This window comes from Rhodothermales bacterium (assembly GCA_017643395.1).
Lineage (GTDB): Bacteria > Bacteroidota > Rhodothermia > Rhodothermales > UBA10348 > JABDJZ01.
On the sequence record JAEPNP010000003.1, the window covers coordinates 53,339 to 75,397 of the forward strand.

The window sequence follows — 22,059 nt, forward strand, 5'->3', positions numbered from 1 at the left end:
ACCGCCCGTGCTAAGCGGGGACCGGTCCCCCCACAACGTCTGAGTCGCCTTTCAGCAGCCTCAGCAAATCTTCGGGGCCGCGGCAGAGGGCGTCTGCGCCGATGCGCCTCCAGGCATGGGGTGACTGCTCGAAAGCTCCGCCTCCCACCACGACCGGACAGCCTTCAAGTTTGGAGTCGGCCCGGATTCGGGCGATGACTTCGGAGGCCGGCCGCATGTTGATGGGCAGTGTCACTGAGAGCCCCACGAGCACCGGTCTTTCGTATGCCATGGTGCCGGTGATGACATCATGGGGGTTATTGCCTCCAAGATTCCGTACGCGCCATCCGTCGGTCTTGAGCACATCGGCCAGGACAGAAAGTCCGATGTCGTGCAACTCGCGATCAACACCTGACAGCACTACGGTGCCCCTGGCGGCGGGAGCCTCCGGCTGCATGTGCTGGCGACAATAGGCGAACACGGCCGGCAGGATGGCCGTGGCGGTATGCTCCTCCTGCCACGTGATCTGGTTATCCTGCCACAATCTGCCTACGCTGTACATCACAGGCTGGACCAGGCCGAGGTAGAGTTCTCGAATGTCGGCACCCGCCTCATGGGCCCTGCGCACGACATCGACGGCTCCCGCGTGGTCGCCCCTAACCAGCCTGTCGAGTAGCAGCTTGCTTCGCTCCTGCATCTCCTCGGACTGCGAAAGCCACGTCTTTGGAAGGTCCGGTTTGAACAGGTCCGTCTCGGGGAGTCCTGCCAGCCTGCGAGTCTCTGCCGCCACCTGGGCCGGTGTCTCGGACTCCTCTACCAGGTCGGCCAGCACCTGGAAGTGGGCGCGCAGGCAGCGGTGTGACAGCCCCCTGGCGACCAGTACCCGGCCCACCCACCGAGCATACTCGACAAACGCGGTATCGTCCTGCGCCTCTATCGCCAGGTCGAAATGCTCCAGGTGCCGTGCTCCGTGTTCGGGCAATGCGCCTCGCAGCGGCGCATCGGAGCTCAGCTCCTCCGGAAAGCGCTGCATGAGAATACCGGCGGCCCTGACGACGGTCTGCTCGACGTCTGCAAGGTCGATGCGTGTCAGCCGCACGCGTCTGGGGAGTGCTTCCTGAAGAGTCACGGCGAATGAGGCTGAGTCAACATAACCCGGCCGGCTACGTGATCCAATCTCAGTCCAGCGGACGCACGTTGTAGCCTTCGTGCTGCAGCATGCGCACCTCGGAGCTGACCCTGCGTTCGAAGTCCGGCCAGGCTCGCTGCTGAGCCGGAGTCCAGAGCACCTCGGACATGGCCAGCATGCGCGGCAGGATCATGTACTCCAGTTTCTCGGGTGAACTGATGTACTCCGTCCAGACGTTGCCCTGCCCGCCCAGAATGCGCCCCGCTTCGGCGCTCGTCAGTTCCTCAGGCACTGGCTCGAAGCTATAGACCGTCTCCAGGTCGAGTCCGTGACCGGGCCAGTCCGCGGCGATGGGCTCTGACCCCGGGTCGCCCTGGTACAGGTCGAAATAGGTGTGACTGACCGGGGTCATGATCACGTCGTGTCCCTGCCGGGCCGCCTCGATGCCGCCCACCGTGCCCCGCCAGGACATGACCACGGCACCGGGTGCCAGGCCGCCCTCGCGAATCTCGTCCCAGCCGATCATGCGCCGTCCAAGTCCGGCCACGATCTCCTGGACCCGCTTCATGAACCAGCTCTGGAGCGCCACCTCATCCGCCAGCCCCTCTTGCTCCATGATCTCCTGGGCCACCGGGTTGGAGGCCCATTGTGCCTTGGGCACCTCATCGCCGCCTACGTGAATGAACCGGGACGGAAACAGTCCGGCCACCTCGCCCAGCACCGTCTCGATGAACCGGAAGGTTTCCGGGTGCGGGCAGAACACGTCCTCGTGCACCCCCCAGACCGTGGAAACCTCGTAGGGTCCGCCGGTGCATCCAAGCTCCGGGTAGGCGGCCAGCGCCGCCCGGGCATGTCCGGGCATCTCGATTTCGGGGATGACCTCGATCCCCAGCCCGCCGGCGTACTCGACGATGTCCCGAACCTCTTCCTGCGTGTAGAAGCCACCGTGGGGAATGCCGTCTCCCACAAACGGGTTGAAGTTCTTTTCCAGGATGGTCTCGGCCCGCCTGCTCCCGATCTCGGTCAGCAGCGGGTAGGCCTTAATCTCAATGCGCCAGCCCTGGTCATCCGTCAGGTGCCAGTGAAACCGGTTCATGCGATATCGCGCCATGAGGTCCAGAAACCGCTTCACGACGTCAGGCTCAAAGAAGTGTCGGCTGACGTCGAGGTGCATCCCGCGATAGGAGAATCGAGGGCGATCATCGATCAGCACACCCGGCAGGCGGGCATCCTCGCGAACCATGCGCGCAAGCGCCAGCGCTCCGTGGCGGAATCCGGCGGGGTCGGACGCTCTCAAGAACACGCCTTCCCGCCCGACGCGAAGCTGAAAGGACTCCGACGCCAGTCCCGGGGCCGATTCCAGGGACAGAGTGCCCGAACCGTCGGGCACGAGACGTGCCTGCAACAGATCCGCCACGTCCTGGGCCGGCGCGAGCCCATCGCCCGAAACCGATGGGTTATCAGGCCAACTGAATCCCCGGCCGGTCCATTCCACGGATGCCGGGTACGGAATCAGCGGCAGACGGTCCGATGGAGCGGGCATGCAGGACGCGGCCAGCAGGAGAAGGGGGGCAAGTCGTCGAATCGGCGGCCAGGGCACCTCCGAAGGTACGTATCTTCGGCGCCCAAACCCCGGGTATATGCAGCACTCCGACTACACGGAGCGGGTGGTCAACCTGCTCGACCCTTCCGCCAATATTTTTCTTTCGGGCGATGAGGCCCAGGCCCTGTCCGCCATGGAGGCGGGCGATGCCGAGGCCCTGGGTGCCGTCAGCGGGCAGTTCGCTCTGCTGCAGCGTTCGGGCAAGACGGTGCGCCTGGCGCGGTCCATCGGCCGGCCCATGCGGTACTTCCTGGCCAAGCGCGCCGAGGGGCCCTGCCTGATCGTAGCCGAGCGCATGGACGAGATTCGTCACCAGCTTGCGCTGGAGGGCCTTGAGGACCAGTTCCATCCGTCGTACACCCGCATGGTGCCCGCCCATTTCATGCTGGAGCTGGAGCTGATTGGGTGCCCCGATCCGAACCCGGAGTACCACCGGTTCTTTGATCCGCCCCGCGAACAATGGGCTCCAGACATCGACGAAATCGGGCGTCAATACATCGGCGCACTGGCCCGCGTATGTGACGCCTGGCTGGACACCATTTCGGAGAAGGCGCCCATCGGGGTGCTGTTTTCCGGTGGCATCGACAGCGGCGCGGTGTTTCTCACCTTGCGTCACCTGCTGCTGGCGCGCGGCCAGGCGCCGCAGCGATTGAAGGCATTTACCCTGCGCGTGGGAGGCGGTCAGGATGCCGAGCAGGCACACGCGTTCATGCAGGCCCTCGGACACACCATGTATCTGGAGGTCGTCGATGTCGCGATGGAGGACTTCGACTACCGCGCTGCCGTGCGGGTTACCGAGGATTACAAGCCGCTCGATGTGCAAAGTGCTACTGCGGCCCTGGCGCTCTGCCGGGAAATTCGGAACCGCTATCCCGACTGGGTCTGGCTGGCTGATGGCGACGGCGGCGACGAGAACCTGAAGGACTACCCCATCGAAGAGAATCCGGAGCTGACCATTCGCAGCGTGCTGAACAACCAGATGCTATACCAGGAGGGTTGGGGGGTGCATGCCATCAAGCACTCGCTGACCTATTCAGGTGGGCAGAGCCGGGGTCACGTGCGGTCCTATGCGCCCGCACGCGCGCTCGGATTCAAGGGATTCAGTCCATTTGCGATACCCGAGGTGATCGAGGTCGCCGAGGGCATCCCGTTCATCGAACTCACGGACTGGGATCACGAGGCGCTCTACGCGCTCAAGGGGCAGGTCGTCGCGGCCGGCATTGAGGCGCTGACCGGCGAGAAGATGCCGGTTTTTGAGAAGCGCCGTTTCCAGCGGGGCGTGGTCGACGACGGGGAGTTCGACCAGGCTTTTCCGGATTCGGAGCTCGCCTACCGGCGCGTGTTCGACACGCTGTTCGCTTGAGCCTGGTCCTGGACGACGCGGCCATTCTCGCGGCCAGGGGCCCGCGGGCCAAGCTGGACCCGGAGCGGCCGTATGCCGTGCACAGCGAGTCTGAAACGCTCGCTGACGGCACCCGCGCGCAGGTTCTGACGGTCTTCCTCACCAATCGCGAATGTCCCTTCCGATGCTTGATGTGCGACCTCTGGACGCACACCCTGACGCACACGCCCGCACCGGGTCAGGTGGTTCGGCAGATTGAATGGGCGATGGGCCAGGCCCCCGGATTCGACCACATCAAGCTGTACAACGCCGGCAGCTTCTTCGACCGCAAGGCCTTTCCTCCGGAGGATCTGCCGGAGGTGGCACAGGTGCTCGGACGGACCCGCCGCGTCATCGTGGAGAACCACCCGGCTCTGTGCGGAGACGCGGTGTTCGAGTTCGCCGCTCGCATCCACGGCAGGCTGGAGGTCGCGCTGGGCCTCGAGACGGCCCATCCCGGGGTGCTGGAGCGCCTGAACAAGCGCATGACAGTCGCCGACTTTGAGCACGCCGCCAGGCGTCTGCGACGGGGCGGCGTCGACGTTCGCACCTTCGTGCTCGTGCGGCCCCCGTTCATGAATGAGGACGAGGGCATCCACTGGGCGGTGGAGAGTGCACGTGTGGCCTGGCAGGCAGGTGCCCAGGTCGTCACGCTCATCCCGACGCGGGCCGGCAACGGCATCATGGACCAGTTGCAGCGCAACGGGCACTTCACGCCGCCGACGGTGAAGGCGCTCGAGTCGGCCGTCGAGCAGACCCTTGCGCAGACGCCTCCGGGCGTGCGCGTGTTCGGAGATCTATGGGACGTTGATCGCCTGGAAGGGTGTGCCCGATGTGCGCAGAATCGGCAGGCGCGCATCGCTCGAATGAACCGGGATCAGCGCGTGCCGACGCCGGTCCTGTGTGATGCCTGTTGACGGTGCGCGCTGACCTGCTGATCGTCGGAGGCGGATTCGCGGGATCGGCCATGGCCATGGTTGCGGCGCGACTGGGCCTGGATGTGGTGTTGATCGACCGCGGCAGGCACCCGAGGTTTGCCGTCGGTGAGTCCACCACCCCGGCCGGCAACATGGCCCTGGCCGCGATGGGCCGCCGGTACGGCATCCCGCTGTTCACGGCGATGTCGCGCTACGGCACCTGGAAGGAGCAGCTTCCGGAGGTCGACGTCGGGCGCAAGCGGGGTTTCGCGTACTGGTTCCACGGTTCAGCGCACCCGGAGCTGCGGGTAGCGGCGTCTGCGGACGATTTCCACTGCGACACGCACTGGCTCCGCTCAGAGGTAGATGCCAGACTGTTTGAAGAGGCCCGGGCGATGGGTGTCGAGGCGTGGCAGGAGACGGAAATCGTTGGCCTGCATCGAGCGAAACGTTGGAAGGCGCGGCTCTCTTGCGGGCGCCTGGTCCAGGCGCGGGTACTCGTCGACGCTACCGGGTCGGCTGAGTTTGCCGCGCGCTTCCTGGATGCCGGGCGCGGTCCCGACATGCGCATCAGGACGTACGCGGCGTTTTCGCACATGCGTGGTCTGCCTCCGTGGGGCGAGTTCATGGACCTGGACGACGATCCGTTTCCGGCCCATGAGTCAGCGCAGCACCACGTCACAACGGGGGGTTGGATGTGGCAGCTTGGCTTCGATTCCGGCGTCACAAGCGTCGGAATCGTGGGGCCATCACCTCCGGACCTTTCGCACTTCCTGAGTGGAGCGCCTTCTCTGGCTCAGCAGGTGGAGGCCGCCTCCGAAACGCGGCCGTGGGCTTCGACGCCGCGGCTTCAGCGTCGGGTAGTGTGCGCGGGAGGACCAGACTGGTTGCTGCTGCCGGCGTCGGCCGGGTTCGTGGATCCGCTGCATTCGACGGGTATCGCACACGGTCTGTCGGCCGTGGAGCGCGCTGCTGCCGTGCTCGCCGGGGGCGACAGCGATTTCACCGCGCTTGGCGCGCACATCCTGGGCGAACTGGATCACCTGGATCATCTCACGGCGGCTTGCTACGCGACGCTGGGCCGGCCGGCTGATTTTGTGGCGGCCACCATGCTCTACTTCGCGGCAAGCATCCGGTATGAGCAGGACCGCATCGCCCGTGGAAACTCCACCCCCGGGTTTCTCGGCGCCGACGACTCGGCGCTTCGCTCGGTCGTCAAACAGGCGCCGGACCGGGCCACAACAGCCGGCTTTGCCGATTGGGTGCGCGAGGCGATTGCGCCCTGGAATGCCATCGGGCTGATGGACCCGAAGTTCGCGCACCGGTATGCCCACACGGCGCCGCGTGGTTGGTGATTCCGTCTCCCCGGGCTAACGGACCCGTGTCACAGAAGTCGTGGACCGGCGCCCGTCCGGCCCGGTCACCGCGATCACATAGGTCCCCGACGGAGCCGATTCGCCGGAGCGCAGCCCACCATCCCATCGCACAATGGCGCCCGATGCTGTAGGCAGCACCTCTGGAAGCGCCACCACGCGACCAAGCATGTCGTAGACCACCGCCCCGGAAGCCCGGCCCGTCACGTCGATGCGCGTCGCGTTCGAGAAAGGATTCGGGAAGGCCGGCTCGGCCATGAAACGCGGCACCTCGGGCAGGGACTCCGTGGCCACCGGGTCGCCGAGTTGGGTGAGATCCAGGGTGTACATGCCCCTTCCATGCGTACCCGCAATCAGGCGACGCCCGGGGCCGTCCGCCTTGAGATCCGTGATGGTGACGGCCGGCAGATCGCCGTCGAGCGGGCTCCAGGAGCGCCCATCGTCCGCGCTGTAGAACATGCCGATATCGGTGCCCACGAAGACGCGGTCGGTGAAAACCGGATCCACAGCGATCGCATTCACGGGGGCGTCGGGCAGGCCGACTGAAATGTCCTCCCAATCCGTGCCGAGGTTGCGGGTCCGGAAGACGTGAGGCGTGGGATCGCGCCACTTGAGGCCGGAGTACGTCACATACGCGGTGGCCACATCGTCCGGAGCCGGATACACCCGCGTGACCCAGCGATAAGGCAGGCCCTCGGACACACGATTCCAGTTTGTGCCGTAGTCCCAGGTCACCCAGACGTTACCGTCGTCGGTGCCTGCCCAAATGACCCGGCTGTCGAGCGGTGAGACGGCAATCGTCGTCACCGTGCCGAGCTTGGCCACCTCCGTGCCGTTGGTCAGGTCGGGGCTCACGGCCTGCCAGTCTGTCGAGACCGCGTCCTCGGTGCGCCAGATCCGGTACGTGCCGTAGTACAGGATCTCGGAGTCGAACGGATCCATGGCGAGCGGCGTGCCGAAGTTGCGCCTCTCTTCGGAAGGAATGCCTGTGCCCACGGCGATGGGAAACGGGAACGGGTTGTTGCCGAACAGACCGTCTACACGGACCATGTTTCCGTTCTGTGACTCCGCGTAGATGCGGGTCGCGTCGTCAGGAATGGGAAGCACGTAGAATCCGTCGCCTCCGAAGGCCTGGCGCCAGTCATTCGTGGCTCCGGTGCGGGTCCAGACCGTGCCGTTGTCCTGGGTGCCGCCGAACAGCCGTTCGGGGCGTACCGGGTCGAAGGCAATCTCGTAGAACTGCGTAATTGGCAGTGGGCTCAGTCGCTCCCAGGAGCCACCCCGGTCGATGGAAATGGCGACGCCCCCATCGTTCCCTTCAAAGACCGCGTTCGGATTGACCGGGTGGAAGGTCATGGCATGATGGTCCACGTGGGTGCCCGATCGGCGCGTCCAGGTCACGCCCCCGTCTTCAGATCGGAAGATGGAAGCATCCAGCACCCAGACCCGAGCGGGATCCTCTGGATCGACGCGGACCTGGCCGAAAAACCACGAGAATCTGTAATCGCTTGGCCCCAGGTTGTCCAGGATATTCCCGTTGTCTGCCACCGACCAGGAGTCGCCTCCGTCCGTCGAGACGTACAGCCCCAGGTAGCCGCTTCCGCTCGTGTAGTACGCGTACATCACGTCGGGGAAGGAGGGGGAGATGGTCAGGCCGATGCGGCCGATGCGCACCCGGTCGTTGTCGTCGATGTGATCGTCGGGATCGGGAAGGCCTCGGTCCGGGCCGAGCGGTTCCCAGTTGAGGCCGCCGTCCGTCGAGCGCCAGACACCGCTGGATCGCCCGTAGAGGTAGGAGCCTGTGACCCGGCGAACGCGTTGCCAGCTGGTAGCGAACAGCACATCAGGATTGTCCGGGCGCATCACGAGGTCCACGACTCCGGTGGAATCGTTGACGAACAGCGGCTTGCTCCACGTGGCACCGCCGTCCTCGGTCAGATAGACTCCCCGGTGTTCGTCCGGAGAAAAGTAACTACCTGTTCCGGCCACCCAGACCCGGTTGAAGTCCTCGGGGTGCACGATCACCCTTCCGATGCTCACCGTTTCGGCAAGGCCTGTATACGACCAGCTTTCGCCGCCGTCGGTGGACCGAAAAAGGCCACCACCGGCGTAATTGTTGTGTCCGCCGTTGGCTTCACCCGTGCCGACATACATGATCGCCGGGTCGCTGGGAGCGATTGCGATGTCGCCGATGCTCAGGAATGGCTGGTCGTCAAGGATCGGAGTCCAGCTCGCCCCGAGATCGTCCGACCTGAACACGCCGCCGGTTGCCGCGCCGGCGAACAGCCGGTTGGGGTTCTCTGGGTGGATTTCCAGGTCGGAGATGCGGCCTCCTACGTTGCCGGGACCCGCGAACTCCCAGACGGCCTCGGCCGCATGTTTGGATGCGGCCGGCATGGCCCGCTTGGCGGCCAGGGCGTCCTGATACGCAAGCGGGTCCGCCTCAAAGTGAGGAAATGTGCGCTGCAACCAGGCCCGCTCGTCCGGCACCCTCTCCGGTGGCGGCTCGGGGTGCCCGCAGGCGGCGAGCGTAACGAGGAGTGGGAGGGCTAGAAACGGGCGCATGGCGACGGGGCGAAAGCGAAAGATCGCACCGACGTGCGTCCCGCGCGTTCCCGAGCACGTCACCGGTTTCGATGGGCGGACCGGCCGGTTGCGGATTCCCGCGAACGGGGGGACGCACCGCGGTCGCGAGGTCCGCCGCTCCGGCCCGGATTCAGCGGACGGTGATCGTGATCTCGTCTTCCATGCCTTCCAGCGCAATGTGCGCACCGTCAGCGAGCTGCAGGCGCAGCACATGCTCACCCGGAGGCAGGTCGAGCGTAGTGGACGAGGAGCCGTCTCCGTAATGAATGTGCGTGGAGTCCGCAGGAATGACGGAGCCCGGCGCGAGGAATGGCTCGTTCACCAAAATGTGGAAGTGGCCTGAGTTCTCCGTAAACGTTCCGGCCGGCACCACGTCGATGCCCTCAGCCGCCATTTCCACAGAAATGGGTGATTCGAGCTCGGCGCCATCGGCAGGGGAAGCAAAGAACACTCGGGCTGAAGGCTCGGCGGCTTCCGGCTCGGCCTGGGGTTGATCAGAGGTGCATGCCGCCACAAGCAGCAGGAGAGGGAGGTACCGGGCCATGATGCGTCATTGTTGGGTGGGCTGACGGAATCTCGCATTCCGTAATGGTTGTTTCAACAGGCATTGTGCGAGGAATGGTAGTAGCTTTCGGTCGTGAAACAGGTCGAACTCTCCGCGACCGGGCTGGCAAAACGCTTTGGAGCCCGCATTGTCTTTCGGGACATCAGTCTCTCCGTCGCGGGCGGTCAGGCACTGGCAATCACCGGTCACAACGGCTCCGGCAAATCGACCTTGGTCCGGATTCTTGCGGGCGTCTTGCGGCCGACCCGGGGAGAGGTCACCCTGTCCGTCGGTGGGGCCTCCGTGAACCCCTCGGACCGCCCGTTCCGTTGCGGGCTCGCAGCGCCGTACGTGAACCTGTACGACCACTTCAGTGCGGCGGAGAATCTGCGGTTCATCGCGAGGGCCCGCGAGCTGGAGGGGGCTGAAGAGCGCATCGCCCGGGGACTGGAGATGGTCGGGCTGGCGGGGCGGGAGGACGATCTGCTCCGCTCCTACTCGTCGGGCATGCGTCAGCGGGCCCGGCTGGCCGCTGCCGTGCTGCATGATCCCGAGGTATTGCTGCTGGATGAGCCGGGCTCCAACCTGGACGATGCGGGGCGTGGTGTGGTGAGGCGTCTGATTCGGGAATCGCTGGACGCCGGACGCGTGGTGCTGGTGGCCACGAACGATGCGGCCGAGGCGGATCTGTGCGGGTCCCGGGTGACTGTGGGGTAGTGGGGCGGTTGGTGCCCCCCGGGCGGGATCTGGCTCCGGAGGGGTTCGGCGCCGGCGCCTCGGCGGGCTCCGGCTATGGCGCCTCGGCGGGCTCCGGCTATGGCGCCTCGGCGGGCTCCGGCTATGGCGCCTCGGCGGGCTCCGGCTATGGCGCCTCGGCGGGCTCCGGCTATGGCGCCTCGGCGGGCTCCGGCCCCAGCGCCTCGGCCTGGCTCATGCCCCAGTGCCCCCACAAGTAGGATCTCCGAGCCGGATTCCACAAAAAGGCCGTTTTCGGCGGCCCACAGGTCGAATATCGAGGCATGATTCCACGTTAGGGGCGCTTCCGGCGGCCCCCCAAGATGGAATATCGGAGCCGAATTCCACGTTCGGTGCGGCCCCAGACGGCCGCATGTGATCGCCCAGGCGACGCGGCGGGACTCCCGGGCTCCCGGCCGCGCTCCCGCGCTCCCCAAGCGGCGCCCCGGCACGCTCCCTGACTCCCGGGGCTCACACCTCACGCCCCACTAGTAGGATCTCGGGGCCTGATTCCACAAAAAGGCCGTTTCCGGCGGTCCCCAAGTCGAATATCGAGGCATGATTCCACGTTAGGGCCGTTTCCGGCAGCCCCCAAAGATGGAATATCGGGGCCGAATTCCACGTAGGGTGCAGCCCCAGACGGCCGCATGTGATCGCCCAGGGCACCCCGGCCGCCCTCCCGGCCGCGCCCCGACCCCACTCACGGACACCCCGGCCGCCTGGACGCCGCCACCACCAGTCCTCGAACCTCACACGCCCCGGCGGCCACCAGGGCCGCGGCGGCCGTTCGAAGCGTAGATCCGGTCGTGAGCACATCATCGACCAGCAAGACCCGGCAACCCTCAACCGACTCACGGGCCCGAAATGTCCCGGCCTCCAGGTCGCGCCGCCCAGCAGCCGACTTCCGAGTCTGCGAGCCCGAGGGACGAGTGCGGGTGAGTACATCGCGCATGGGCAGGGCCAGGGCCCGGGACACCCCTGTGCCAATCAGCGCGGCCTGATTGAACCCCCGCTCCCTCAGGCGCACTCGGTGAAGCGGAAGGGGAACGATCAGATCGGCCGCCGGGCGGATCGTTTCGCGAACGCTCTCTTCACCCAGCCACGAGGCCAGATCCGGATTGAACCGATACTTGACCCCGTGAACGAGACGGCGCACCGGCGAATCCGGTTCGGTGTACCAGGCCGCCTGCACCCCGACGAGGCCGGGCTCGAAGAGGTCGGCCCGCCCGGCCACGGCCAAAGGGTCCGCAACCGGCAGGGACAGCCGACAGCCACTGCAGAGCCACGGGGTGAGATCGGGCCGCTCCCCGCACCCGAGGCAGCGGTCCGGGAACAGCAGTGCGTTCAAATCACGGGCCGCCCGCGAGAGGAGCGCCTTCGGAGAATCGTTGAAATGCCGACTCATTGCCGAACGCACCCCATCCCGTCCGGCGGCGGCCCTCAAAAACCCCGTATACTTCCGAACCGAGCGCACTGAAATTCTATGGCGACGCGCAAACGCAAGGGCATGTGGATCAAGAACAGTTCCACCAAGCCCGTAGCAATAGAGATGGCAACCCGGAAAGTGTCACTTTCTCCGGGTCAGAAACTCCTGATTTCCGCCGAGGAGGTCCGCGACACCACCTTGCGGGCCAACCTGCAGGTGCGGGCCATTTCCATTGTCCGACCGTCCTCCGACGAGGAGGAGGAGGCACTGCAACGCTACCTGGCGGGTGATGGCCCGGAAGTGGCTGCACCTGAAGAAGACGTCCCCGACCCCGAGGAGCTCTAGCTACTGTGAAGATCCTTGCGCTGGAGCCGTGGTACGGCGGCTCACACAAGAACTTTCTGGATCACCTGGTCCGGCACTCCAGCCATGAGTTCCAGACCGTCACCATGGCGGCGCGTTTCTGGAAGTGGCGCATGCATGGAGGCGCAGTCACCATGGCTCGGAAAGCGGGGCTTCTGTACGATGGCGCCGAGAAGCCCGACCTCATTTTTGCGTCCAGCATGGTGAACGTGCCCGCGTTCATGGCGCTGGCGCGGGCGCGATTCGGCGAGGTGCCCGTGCTGCTTTACATGCACGAGAACCAGCTGACGTATCCGCTGCCGGAGGGCCAGGACCGCGACCATACCTACGGGTATATCAACTACCTGTCCTGCCTGGCCGCGGACCGCATCGTCTTCAACTCGCAGTATCACTACGACGAGTTCATGGAGGCCCTGCCGGTGCTGCTGCGCATGTTTCCCGACTACACGCATCTGCACACGGTGCAGCAGATCCGGGAAAAGTGCAGCGTGCTGCACCTCGGGATGGATCTCGAGGGTCACGATCAATACCAAAGCGCCTACTCCGCGCACCCCTGGGGCCCCGGCATGCGGCCGCCAATTGTGCTGTGGAACCAGCGCTGGGAGCACGACAAGAATCCCGAGGCGTTCTTCCGTCTCATGAACCGGCTGGATGACGCCGGTCACACATTCCGGCTGATCCTTGCCGGAGAACGGTTCAACGAGCAACCCGTGGAGTTCGAGCGGGCCTTTGAGCGCTATGCCGAGCGCATCCTCCACTATGGCTACGCGGAGGACTTCGACGAATACAGTAAACTTCTCCACCGTGCCGATCTCGTGGTGTCGACAGCCATCCATGAGTTCTTCGGCATCTCCATCATGGAGGCCATTTATTGCGGATGCCATCCCCTGCTTCCGAACAAACTGTCCTATCCGGAGCTGATTCCGGAGTCGCTTCACAGTCCGCTGCTTCACGCACCGGTGCTTTACAACGACGAAGAGGAGCTGTTTGCCATCATGAGTCGCATCCTGAAAGGCGAGGAGCGACCCCTGCCCGTATCGACACTGCGCCGGGTGCCGGAGCACCTGGAGTGGAGTCGACACGTGAAGCGCTACGACGAACTGTTCGGGTCCGTGGTGCAGGAGGCCGTCGCTTGACGCGGCTCCTGGCGCTCGTGGCGCTGCTGCTGCCGGTCTGGTCGGCGCTTGGTCAGAGCTTTACGGAACAGACGTTTCTGCTGGACACACGGGTGAGCCTTGTGGCACGCACGGTGCAAGGCGGCTCGATCGTCGACTACAACGGAGACGGGCTGATGGACGTCTACCGGGAAGGGCTGCTGCAGACGCAGCGTCCCTGGGGGCGCTTTGAGAACCTGGTGGGCCCATCCGGCATCAGCGACCTCGCCATACGCACCGAAGGCGGCATCTGGGCCGACTACAACCTGGACGGCCACACGGATCTGCTACTGATCAACGCGGCCGGGTCCCCCAGCCTCTATCGCAACCTCGGTCGATGGTTCTTCGCGCGCACGGACCGATTCAAGGGCCTCGATGAGATCGGGGCCTATCGGGGAGCGGTCTGGATGTCTGCCGACAATGACGGCGAGCCGGATCTGGCATTCACCGGCGAGCGATCGACTCGGGTGATGCTCAACAATCTGGCAGCTCCGTTTCAGCAGCGCACCTGGGCGTTCTTCTCATCAGGCTGTGGCCTCTCCGCCGCCGACTGGGATGGCGACGGAGACCAGGATCTCTACCAAAGCGCCTGCGACGAAGACAACTCGCTGGACCGCTTCCTGCGCAACCAGGGGTTTGGGACCTTCCAGGTGGCGGGCGATGTAATCCCTGCCACGAACGGCCGTCTGGCCGTCGGCGCGGTATTTCTGGACTACGATCGTGACGGCGATCTGGACGTGTTCGCAGCCAATGCCATGGCCGAGCCTCCGGGCGAGCTGAGCACGGCGAGTGACGTCTTGTACCGGAACGATGGCAACGGGCAGTTCAGTTCCGTGCTTTCGGCCGGCGTTGCCGGCGGCACAGCAGACCAGGCCTGGGGCCTTGCCGCCGCCGACTTCGACAACGACGGTTGGGTGGATCTATTGGTGACCAACCGCGATGCCGGGGACCTTTCAGGTCCTTCTGTACACCTCTTGCGCAATGTGGAGGGAACGTTTGTGGACGCCACGGTCGGCTTGCCGGTCGGCGCGCCCTCGCTGAATAGCGTGCCGGTCGTCGGCGACCTGAACGGGGACGGCTGGGTGGACGTGTATCTCGCTTCCGGCGATGGGGACCGCCTGTTTCACAACGACGGGGGCTCCAACAACTGGGTGCGAGTACGGCTGCGCGGATTTACTGCCGATGGACTCCCGAACCAGGGCATTGGCGCATTGGTCACCACGTGGACCGATGGCTCGGCTCAGGCCGGACAGGTCGCTGCAGGAACTGCGCACGCCAGCCAGCATGACGGGCTGGTGGTGCATTTCGGGCTCGGCGCTGCGGCGGCGCCGGATTCGGTGATCGTGCGATGGACTTCGGGGCGCACCGACCGCTACTACTCGGTTCCTGGCGGTCGTGAGGTAGTCCTGGCAGAGGGTGGCTCGATGGGCTTTTCCCCGGGCACGTTCGCGCTCCGCGCGCCGGCAGATGAGCGGCGGATCGAGCTCTCCGAAGGCGATATCCAGTTCTCATGGGATCCGTTGGTCGAGCCCTCCGGCCAATCGGTCACGTATAACCTGTCCATTGCCGGCCCGGGCGTGGACACCCTCATCACCGGGCTGACGGGCACGGCCCACTCCGTGGACCCCTCGTTTCTGTTCCAGCAGCAGACCTACTTCTGGACGGTGACCGCCGAGACGCCCTTTGCGGTGCGCACGGCGACCGAGCGCCGATCCCTGGAGTTCGGAGGTACGTCGGTGGCCGCCCCGCTGAAGCTCAACATGCCGGTCCGCCCACTCCTCTCCGGGCAGCTGGCGCTTGCGGACTATGACGCGGACGGCGATCTGGACCTCGCGATTTCGGGTCGTACTGGCCAGGTGGGCGAAACGCTGATCTATGAGTCGGTCGACAGCTTGTTTGCTGTCGGCGACGTAGACCAGCCGTTCAAATTCCTCAAGCGCATCGACGCCATCCTCCGGGATGTCAGCGAGAGCCACGTTTCCTGGGTGGACTATGACGTGGACGGGGATCTGGACCTCTTCCTGGCCGGATTCTTCCAGGACGTCGACGGCAACCAGGAACTGGTTTCCGAGATCTACGACAACGCGGCAGACATCGTCACACAGAACCGCTTCATTTCCGGAGACTTTCCGGATGTGCAGTTGGGCGATGGCGACTGGGCCGACTTTGACGGCGACGGTGACCCGGATCTCCTGCTGGCCGGCGCGACCAGTCTCGGGGCGCCGTGGTCCTCCATTGCGGCCGTCGTGCGCAACAACTTCCCCAACGGGTTCGAGATCGCGACGGATGCCTTCACGGGTGTTCGCATGGCCGATGTGGCCTGGGTGGACCTCGACTCGGACGGCGACCCGGATGCGGTGGTCTCCGGCCAGACTGACGATGGTGAGGTAGGCGTCTGGGCCTATCGTAATGACGGCGGTGCCTTCACGGAGATTGATCTGGGTCTCCCGGGGCTGCTCTTCGGATCCATGGACTGGGGCGACTACGACGGCGATGGGGATCCCGACCTGGTGATAAACGGTGGCGAGCTGTCGCCTGACCTGTACCGTGGCCGTACGCTTGTGTATCGCAATGATGGCGGGACCATGACCAGCATCGGCGCCGAACGCGATCTCGGTCAGATAGCGTTCGGGTCTTCACGATGGCTGGACTATGACCTGGACGGCGATCTCGACATCCTGTTGTCCGGGGCTGAGAATCCATTCGGTGAACGCTTTGCCCTGGTGTATCGCAACGAGAACAACCTGCGCTTTGCGGAGGAATTCCGCCTGTCGGGCCTTCTGTTCTCGGAGATCGCAGCCGGAGACTACAATGGCGACGGTGACGTGGACCTGATGGTGGTCGGAGAGGACCAGAACGGTGCCGCAGCGCTGATCTTTTTCATCAACCTGGTGGTGCCGGAGAGCATTCCGCCCGGGCTGATCGTGCGATAGGCTAGTCCTGCTCAGGCAGGGGTTGCAGCGCAAGCTCCAACGCCTGCTGCAGGTACGTCTTATGGTTTTGTGCCGTGTACGCCAGGTAGACGTCGGGCTGCGCCGGGTTGCCCTCGAGGATGGATCCGTCCGGCCGAAGTGTGTGTCCGATGGACCAGCCGTATTCCACCACGGGGTCCGAGGTACCCGGCCAGAGCAGGGTCTCATGCCACTCCCACGAGTTGCTGAAGCCCCCGGTCGGCATGCCTACGACACGGCCGAGGCCGTTGTCCGCCACCATGGCGACCAGCTGGTCCACCTGGGAGCCTGCGCGGCTTCCGGAAATGACCACCAGTCCGCCGCGGAACCGCTCGGGTGACGGGGTCACTGTGAGCAGACTGTCCGCTCCGGCGTGTCGCAGCTTGAAGGGCACCGGTCCCACGATTTCGCCGATCGATGCGCCGCCGTAGGACACTTCCAGCCACTCGCTCAGCTCCGCACTCAGGTGGCGAGGACGCACATCCGACACGCGCAGGGTGGACCATGTGGCGATGAACTCGCGACCGGTGAGTCGTCGCAGCAGTTCCACCGACCCGCGTCCGCCGGTGCTCTCGGTCACGTCCAGCACGACCGTGTGGTCAAGCAGGTCCTCATCGCCCGCAAACTCCATCAGGTACTGCAGATCCTCCGGAAACTTGTCGCCGAAGCCCCGCCATTTCAGGATGACCAGCGAGTCCCTGGTCATGAGGTCAAAGCTGGCTCGGGAGAGTTCGGTCAGCGCTCCGGGGTAGTGTCGGGCAGGGTCCTCGCGGCGCAGGGGCTGCTCTGCCAGGCTGTAGGGGACCTGAACGGAGTGTCCCGCCAGGTTCAAGTGCAGTTCGGCAGCCTGTAGTTGAGGAGGGATGGTGCTGGATTGCAGCGTCATCAACTCCGCGATGCGCCACATAAGATTCTCGCGCGTGCTGTGGGCGATGAACGGTGTGACCCGGTTCACGTAGGCGCCGACCGAGTCGTCGAACACCGACAGCACAGAGGTGCCGGGTTTGATGCCAAGACTGTCGTGCGCACTGGCGACAAAGAATGCGGGATTCGGCCAGTTGCTGAAGTCGGGGTGGATCTCCAGAGGAGCAAAGCGCGGGTTCGCATCGGGAGCGCCCGGAGGAACGGCCGGCCTAAGGCCTCCGGGAACGGGACGGACCTGCAGATGCCCATCCCGCCGCACGTTGCTCACGCGCGACAGGGCGTAGAAGAGGTCCTCTTCGGTCTGTGCACCGATGACCGTGTCGCGGAGACGGCCCATGTCATGCTCGACATTGACGGCCAGCGCGGCTTCCTTGGCCGGCGATCGCGCTTCCCGAATGAGGGTCCACGCCGAGACCAGGTCGAAGAGCGCCGCGCGCGTGGCAGGCGAGCCCGCCCGGTCCGAGTGACCAGGGGCCTCACACGTTCCCGACAGGAACGGCAACAGGGCGAGAACCAGAAAAGGGCGAGCCGACATACCGAAGGGATCGGCTGTCGGCTCGCAGAAATAACCCGACCACGGTCTTCGGTGGGTGACCGAACGGGTTTATCCCATGTTCTCGACCAGCGCGTTGCCGAACTCGGAGCACTTCAGCAGCGTGGCGCCCTCCATCAGGCGGTGGAAGTCGTATGTAACCCGCTTCTGGGAGATGGTCTTCTCCATGGCCGCCACGATGAGATTCGCGGCCTCATTCCAGCCCATGAAGCGCAGCATCATCTCGCCGGAGAGAATGACCGAACTCGGGTTCACCTTGTCCTGGCCTGCGTATTTCGGCGCCGTACCGTGCGTGGCTTCGAAGATGGCAAGGCCCGTGTCGTAGTTGATGTTGGCACCTGGCGCGATGCCGATGCCGCCCACCTGTGCCGCCAGCGCATCCGAGATGTAATCGCCGTTCAGGTTCATGGTGGCGATCACGCCGTACTCGCGCGGCCGGGTCAGAATCTGCTGCAGGAAGGCGTCTGCGATCACGTCCTTCACCACGGGGCCGTCCGGGATCTGGCACCAGGGGCCATCGCCAATCACGGTCGCGCCGAATGCCTCCTGAGCCAACTGGTAGCCCCAGTCGCGGAATCCGCCCTCGGTGAACTTCATGATGTTGCCCTTGTGGACCAGCGTGACGCTGTCGGCGCCTGTCTCCATGGCATGCCGGATGGCGGCACGCACGATGCGCCCCGTGCCCTCCTTGGAGACCGGCTTGATGCCGATGCCGCTGGTTTCCGGGAAGCGGATCTTGCCGAAGCGATCCGGGAAGGCTTCTTTCAAGAGCGCCTTGAACTTCTCGGTGTCCTCGGAGCCGTCCTGGAATTCGATGCCAGCGTAGATGTCCTCCGAGTTCTCCCGGAAGATGATCATGTTGACGTCCTGCGGTGCCTTTACTGGAGAGGGCACACCCTCGAACCAGCGTACAGGCCGCACGCAAGCGAAGAGGTCGAGCTTCTGGCGCAGGGCCACGTTCAGGGAGCGGATGCCTCCGCCGACCGGGGTGGTCAGCGGGCCCTTGATGGCGACCAGGTAGTCCTCGACGGCCGTGAGCGTGTCCTGCGGCAGCCATTCGCCGTAGTTGTCCATGGCCTTCTGGCCGGCGAACACCTCAAACCATACGATCTCACGGTCGGACCCGTAGGCCTTCTGCACCGCGCTGTCCAGGACATGCTGGGCCGCTGCCCAGATGTCGGGGCCGATGCCGTCTCCCTCGATGAACGGAATGACGGGGCGGTCCGGGACCTGCAGGCCGCCATCGCCCATGGTAATCTTGTTTCCGTCGGAGGGGGGAGTCAGGTCCTTGTACATCGCTTGGAGACGTGTGATTGCTGCGCGCAAATTAGGCGCATCGTTTCAGCCAAAACGTGGCGGAAGGGTGAAATCGGAGCGGTTCCGGAGGCGCTGGGCTGTGGGGGCGTGGGCCGTGGAGCCGTGGGGCGTGGGCGGTGGGGCCGGGGGCCGCGGATTGGCAAGCGCCCCGGGGCAGCTCATTGCGGCGCGGCCTCCGAATCTGGCGGATTGCGCCAAATCGCGCTCGCCAGGCCGGAAACAGCCTGCTAAAGTTCACAAAGCCCCCCGAATGGAACCTTTTAGGCCGAAAACGGCCTGCTAAAGTTGAGAAAGCCCCCCGAATGGAACCTCTAAGGCCGAAAACGGCCTCCTAAGGTTGAGAAAGCCCCCCCAATGGAACTTTTTAGGCCGAAAACAGCCTAGCGCTGCCTCAGGTCCAACTATTGGGCGGGACCTTTCGTTGGCCTGCCGCCCACGGCGCCCGCCGGGCCGCACACGCCTATCGGCGAATCACGAGGGGCCGGGTGTGCGCACCCGATGAGGAAACCGCCCGGACCAGGTAGACGCCGGACGGGAGGTCCAATTCCAGGGTCAGGTGATCGTCCGCAGGCAGTCCACTTGTCGGGCTGCCAGACCAGACGAGGCGCCCCAAGAGGTCTAGTACCCGAACCGACCACGTTTCGGCGCCTGGTAACCGCACGTTAACTGTGACGTGGCCGGTGGTTGGATTCGGAAACAGGGATACGGCCAGGTCCCGAGGGATTTCCGCCGTCTCCACGGAGACTGGTGTACCCCACCCCAGCTGGCTGCTCCGGAAGTAGACCAGGTCCTGAACCACCACGCCGGCGTCTGCGAACCAGTGGCGGTAGAGCCCGACCTCCTCAGAGAGATACCAGTCGTCGTCAACGCGCGGGTTGCCGGAGAGTCTGCAGATTTGGGCCCTGCGTCCGTTCCACTCACGATCGACCTGGCAGACATGGGAGCCGCGCGTGGAATCCCCCCACACTGGCGCGAGCGCAAACCGCACGCTTTCCGTCTGTTCCGAAGGCGAGTACCGCCAGACGAGGGCCTGAACGGAGTCGACTCGCTCAAAAACGATCCCGCTTCCGCGCCCAGCCTGGCTCCGCCAGTCGTGTCTTATGACGCGATACGTTTGCCCATTGCTGAGGGCAGAGTCACCGATCACCTCGTAGGTCGACAGCGTAGGCGGCATGCCCTGTAGTCCGCCCGAGTATTGCCAGACGGCTCCCAACTCGAGCGGATAGAAACGCAACGCCTCTTCGACCGCCGACTGCCCATTGGCCGGTTGGAAGGTCGCCACGAACGCCGCTGCCAAAATCAGAGCCCGCCTCACTGCGGCAGCGCCTTCATCCGCCCGGTCAGGGAGCGCAGGCGCAGTTCCCAGACCTTCCACATCGCCTCCACCACAATCGCCCGGCTCATCTTCGAATCCCCTTCGGTGCGCTCGATGAAGATGATCGGCACTTCCTTCAGCCGGAATCCGAGTTTCCAGGCCCAGTACTTCATCTCGATCTGGAAGGAGTAGCCGTTCGAGCGCACTTTGTCGAAGGGGATGGCCTCCAGCACCTTGCGGTGATAGCACTTGAAGCCGGCCGTTACGTCTGCGACGGGCAGCCGGGTGATCATACGCGTGTAGATGCCCGCGCCGTAGGAGAGAATGAGGCGGGAGAGGGGCCAGTTGATCACCCTCACACCCTGCACGTAACGCGAGCCGACCACCAGATCCGCGTTTCCGGCCCGGATTGGCGCGATCAGGGACGGCAGGTCCGCAGGCTGGTGGGAGAGGTCGGCGTCCATCTCGCACACATAGGTGTAGCCCTTCTCCAGCGCGAACTCGAAGCCGGCCAAATAGGCTGTGCCGAGGCCTTGCTTGCCCGGCCGCGACAGCACATGAATCCGCTCGGGGGCCCGACTGCGCACAGAAGCCACAATCTCCGCCGTACCGTCCGTCGAGGAGTCGTCCACTACCAGGATGTCGATGCCCGGCAGATCCAGCACCTGGGTCAGCGCCGAAGCGATGTTCTTCGCTTCGTTGTAGGTAGGGATGATGACGACAGCGTCAGCGGTCACGGGCAGTCGAGGGGTTTTGGCCGCGTCCTACGCCGAGCGGCAAGACAGGTGCCGACCGTAGGGACGCCCTCGCGCGCCCCGGGACTCACACGCCCCAAACCCTCAACCCCGATTCGCCCGCAAGAACTCCAGCGTATGCTCCACCAGATCCGGCGGCAACTCCGCATCCCGACACTCCCGCGCCAGATCGATCGTCTGCTGGTACTGATCGAAGTACGCCCCGCAGGGCGGGCATTTCTCCAGATGCTTGCGGTACTTCGTCGCCGTGTCTTCCGGCAGTTCACCCTCCAGATAGTCGGTCAGGAATGTATTCAGCTCCTGGCAACTGGGCGGTCCCATCATGCGGTGCATGATCGGTCCGAAAATCCTCTGAAGCAGCTTGTTCATACCCGTTAGTGCCTCTAGCGCCCGGCCGGTTACTGATCCCGAAGGTGTCGATCCAGAAGTTTGCGCAAAGCCTGTCGCGCGCGATGCAGGCGCACCCGAACCGCCCCGTTCGAAATGTCGAGGATACGCGCGACCTCTTCGGTCTTGATCTCCTCGATGTCCCGCAGCGTAATCACAGTCCGGTAGTCGTCCGGCAATTGGGCGATGGCCTGGTGCACCAGTTCACGCCGCTGTGACAGCTCGGCAAGGCGCTGCGGGTTCCAGGTTTCGACGGGGTCTCTATACATGCCCCCGTTGAATTCCGGCTGCATGCGTTCGACCGCGTCCTCGTCCAGGGGCGACAACCTTCGTGTCTTGCGCAGCGAGGCCCGCGCCAGGTTGATGCCGATGGCGTACAGCCAGGTGGTGAACTTCGACTCCCGACGAAACGTGTGCAGCCGCTGATACGCCTGCAGAAACGTCTCCTGCATCAGGCTGGCCGCCTCGTCTTCGTCATTCACCACCCGATTGATCACGCGAAACAGCCGCGGTGACTCCTGTCGCACCAGCAATTCGAACGCGGCCTCATCGCCCGAAAGAAGGGCTTCGACATCCAGCGGAGAGCCGGGAGGAGGCGCGGCTTTGTCGTGTCGGGACACAGGTCGAGTCAGGGGGTTCGTCACGAGTATACGGCCTTCGCCCAACC

At 64.8% G+C, this 22,059-nt stretch carries 18 protein-coding genes; 7 read left to right on the plus strand and 11 right to left on the minus strand.

The annotated features are described in order from the left end of the window. Positions 1 to 10: 10 nt before the first annotated feature. Positions 11 to 1,108: a cobalamin-dependent protein gene (locus JJ896_10805; protein ID MBO6780131.1), complete on the minus strand. Its 1,098-nt coding sequence runs from the start codon at positions 1,106 to 1,108 to the stop codon at positions 11 to 13. Between the two features lie 49 nt (positions 1,109 to 1,157). Continuing rightward, on the minus strand, positions 1,158 to 2,651 hold the full coding sequence (locus JJ896_10810) for a beta-N-acetylhexosaminidase (protein ID MBO6780132.1): 1,494 nt from the start codon (positions 2,649 to 2,651) through the stop codon (positions 1,158 to 1,160). A 97-nt stretch (positions 2,652 to 2,748) separates the two neighbouring features. On the opposite strand from JJ896_10810, the gene JJ896_10815 reads away from it, so the two are divergent. The 3 genes from JJ896_10815 to JJ896_10825 are packed head-to-tail and all read left to right on the plus strand — an operon-like array spanning position 2,749 to position 6,364. Further along, a complete protein-coding gene (locus tag JJ896_10815; protein MBO6780133.1) occupies positions 2,749 to 4,074 on the plus strand; it encodes a hypothetical protein in 1,326 nt (441 codons plus the stop codon). Then, positions 4,071 to 5,009 (plus strand): hypothetical protein, encoded by a 939-nt coding sequence (locus JJ896_10820; GenBank protein MBO6780134.1) that lies wholly within the window; start codon positions 4,071 to 4,073, stop codon positions 5,007 to 5,009. Before JJ896_10815 ends, JJ896_10820 begins: the two co-directional genes overlap by 4 nt. A gap of 2 nt (positions 5,010 to 5,011) precedes the next feature. After that, the gene (locus JJ896_10825; GenBank protein ID MBO6780135.1) at positions 5,012 to 6,364 is read left to right on the plus strand and encodes a tryptophan 7-halogenase; all 1,353 of its coding nucleotides are present in this window, start codon (positions 5,012 to 5,014) and stop codon (positions 6,362 to 6,364) included. 15 nt (positions 6,365 to 6,379) lie between these two features. Here the strand turns inward: JJ896_10825 and JJ896_10830 are convergent, their stop codons facing one another. Both JJ896_10830 and JJ896_10835 read right to left on the minus strand, forming a co-directional pair. Next, positions 6,380 to 8,947 (minus strand): hypothetical protein, encoded by a 2,568-nt coding sequence (locus JJ896_10830; protein MBO6780136.1) that lies wholly within the window; start codon positions 8,945 to 8,947, stop codon positions 6,380 to 6,382. A gap of 151 nt (positions 8,948 to 9,098) precedes the next feature. Further along, on the minus strand, positions 9,099 to 9,512 hold the full coding sequence (locus JJ896_10835) for a DUF4399 domain-containing protein (protein ID MBO6780137.1): 414 nt from the start codon (positions 9,510 to 9,512) through the stop codon (positions 9,099 to 9,101). Between the two features lie 93 nt (positions 9,513 to 9,605). Here JJ896_10835 and JJ896_10840 point away from each other — a divergent pair, with 93 nt between their 5' ends. Further along, the gene (locus tag JJ896_10840; protein ID MBO6780138.1) at positions 9,606 to 10,229 is read left to right on the plus strand and encodes an ABC transporter ATP-binding protein; all 624 of its coding nucleotides are present in this window, start codon (positions 9,606 to 9,608) and stop codon (positions 10,227 to 10,229) included. A gap of 718 nt (positions 10,230 to 10,947) precedes the next feature. Here the strand turns inward: JJ896_10840 and JJ896_10845 are convergent. Next, positions 10,948 to 11,595, minus strand: coding sequence for a ComF family protein (locus tag JJ896_10845; protein MBO6780139.1), 648 nt, complete (start codon positions 11,593 to 11,595; stop codon positions 10,948 to 10,950). Between the two features lie 135 nt (positions 11,596 to 11,730). On the opposite strand from JJ896_10845, the gene JJ896_10850 reads away from it, so the two are divergent. The 3 genes from JJ896_10850 to JJ896_10860 are packed head-to-tail and all read left to right on the plus strand — an operon-like array spanning position 11,731 to position 16,123. Beyond that, positions 11,731 to 12,018 (plus strand): hypothetical protein, encoded by a 288-nt coding sequence (locus JJ896_10850; GenBank protein MBO6780140.1) that lies wholly within the window; start codon positions 11,731 to 11,733, stop codon positions 12,016 to 12,018. A 5-nt stretch (positions 12,019 to 12,023) separates the two neighbouring features. Beyond that, the gene (locus JJ896_10855) at positions 12,024 to 13,172 is read left to right on the plus strand and encodes a DUF3524 domain-containing protein (protein ID MBO6780141.1); all 1,149 of its coding nucleotides are present in this window, start codon (positions 12,024 to 12,026) and stop codon (positions 13,170 to 13,172) included. Beyond that, a complete protein-coding gene (locus tag JJ896_10860; protein MBO6780142.1) occupies positions 13,169 to 16,123 on the plus strand; it encodes a VCBS repeat-containing protein in 2,955 nt (984 codons plus the stop codon). The genes JJ896_10855 and JJ896_10860 overlap by 4 nt, the downstream gene beginning before the upstream one ends. A 1-nt stretch (position 16,124) precedes the next feature. Here JJ896_10860 and JJ896_10865 read toward each other — a convergent pair whose 3' ends face one another. The 6 genes from JJ896_10865 to JJ896_10890 form a co-directional block, all read right to left on the minus strand. Next, positions 16,125 to 17,600 (minus strand): hypothetical protein, encoded by a 1,476-nt coding sequence (locus JJ896_10865; GenBank protein MBO6780143.1) that lies wholly within the window; start codon positions 17,598 to 17,600, stop codon positions 16,125 to 16,127. A gap of 69 nt (positions 17,601 to 17,669) precedes the next feature. Beyond that, positions 17,670 to 18,914 (minus strand): NADP-dependent isocitrate dehydrogenase, encoded by a 1,245-nt coding sequence (icd, locus tag JJ896_10870; GenBank protein ID MBO6780144.1) that lies wholly within the window; start codon positions 18,912 to 18,914, stop codon positions 17,670 to 17,672. A gap of 481 nt (positions 18,915 to 19,395) precedes the next feature. Next, positions 19,396 to 20,217, minus strand: coding sequence for a T9SS type A sorting domain-containing protein (locus tag JJ896_10875; protein MBO6780145.1), 822 nt, complete (start codon positions 20,215 to 20,217; stop codon positions 19,396 to 19,398). Between the two features lie 29 nt (positions 20,218 to 20,246). Further along, entirely contained in the window at positions 20,247 to 20,987 is a 741-nt protein-coding gene (locus tag JJ896_10880; protein ID MBO6780146.1) for a polyprenol monophosphomannose synthase, read from the minus strand. Between the two features lie 102 nt (positions 20,988 to 21,089). Then, on the minus strand, positions 21,090 to 21,374 hold the full coding sequence (locus JJ896_10885) for a zf-HC2 domain-containing protein (protein ID MBO6780147.1): 285 nt from the start codon (positions 21,372 to 21,374) through the stop codon (positions 21,090 to 21,092). Between the two features lie 29 nt (positions 21,375 to 21,403). Beyond that, complete coding sequence (locus JJ896_10890) at positions 21,404 to 22,012, minus strand: sigma-70 family RNA polymerase sigma factor (GenBank protein ID MBO6780148.1); 609 nt, start codon at positions 22,010 to 22,012, stop codon at positions 21,404 to 21,406. Positions 22,013 to 22,059: the final 47 nt, after the last annotated feature.

Coding starts and splice junctions, on each gene's coding strand:
- JJ896_10810 (MBO6780132.1), bottom strand. CDS start 2,651: ATGCCCGCTCCATCGGACCGTCTGCCGCTGATTCCGTACCCGGCATCC.
- JJ896_10815 (MBO6780133.1), top strand. CDS start 2,749: ATGCAGCACTCCGACTACACGGAGCGGGTGGTCAACCTGCTCGACCCT.
- JJ896_10830 (MBO6780136.1), bottom strand. CDS start 8,947: ATGCGCCCGTTTCTAGCCCTCCCACTCCTCGTTACGCTCGCCGCCTGC.
- JJ896_10835 (MBO6780137.1), bottom strand. CDS start 9,512: ATGGCCCGGTACCTCCCTCTCCTGCTGCTTGTGGCGGCATGCACCTCT.
- JJ896_10850 (MBO6780140.1), top strand. CDS start 11,731: ATGGCGACGCGCAAACGCAAGGGCATGTGGATCAAGAACAGTTCCACC.
- JJ896_10865 (MBO6780143.1), bottom strand. CDS start 17,600: ATGTCGGCTCGCCCTTTTCTGGTTCTCGCCCTGTTGCCGTTCCTGTCG.
- icd (MBO6780144.1), bottom strand. CDS start 18,914: ATGTACAAGGACCTGACTCCCCCCTCCGACGGAAACAAGATTACCATG.
- JJ896_10885 (MBO6780147.1), bottom strand. CDS start 21,374: ATGAACAAGCTGCTTCAGAGGATTTTCGGACCGATCATGCACCGCATG.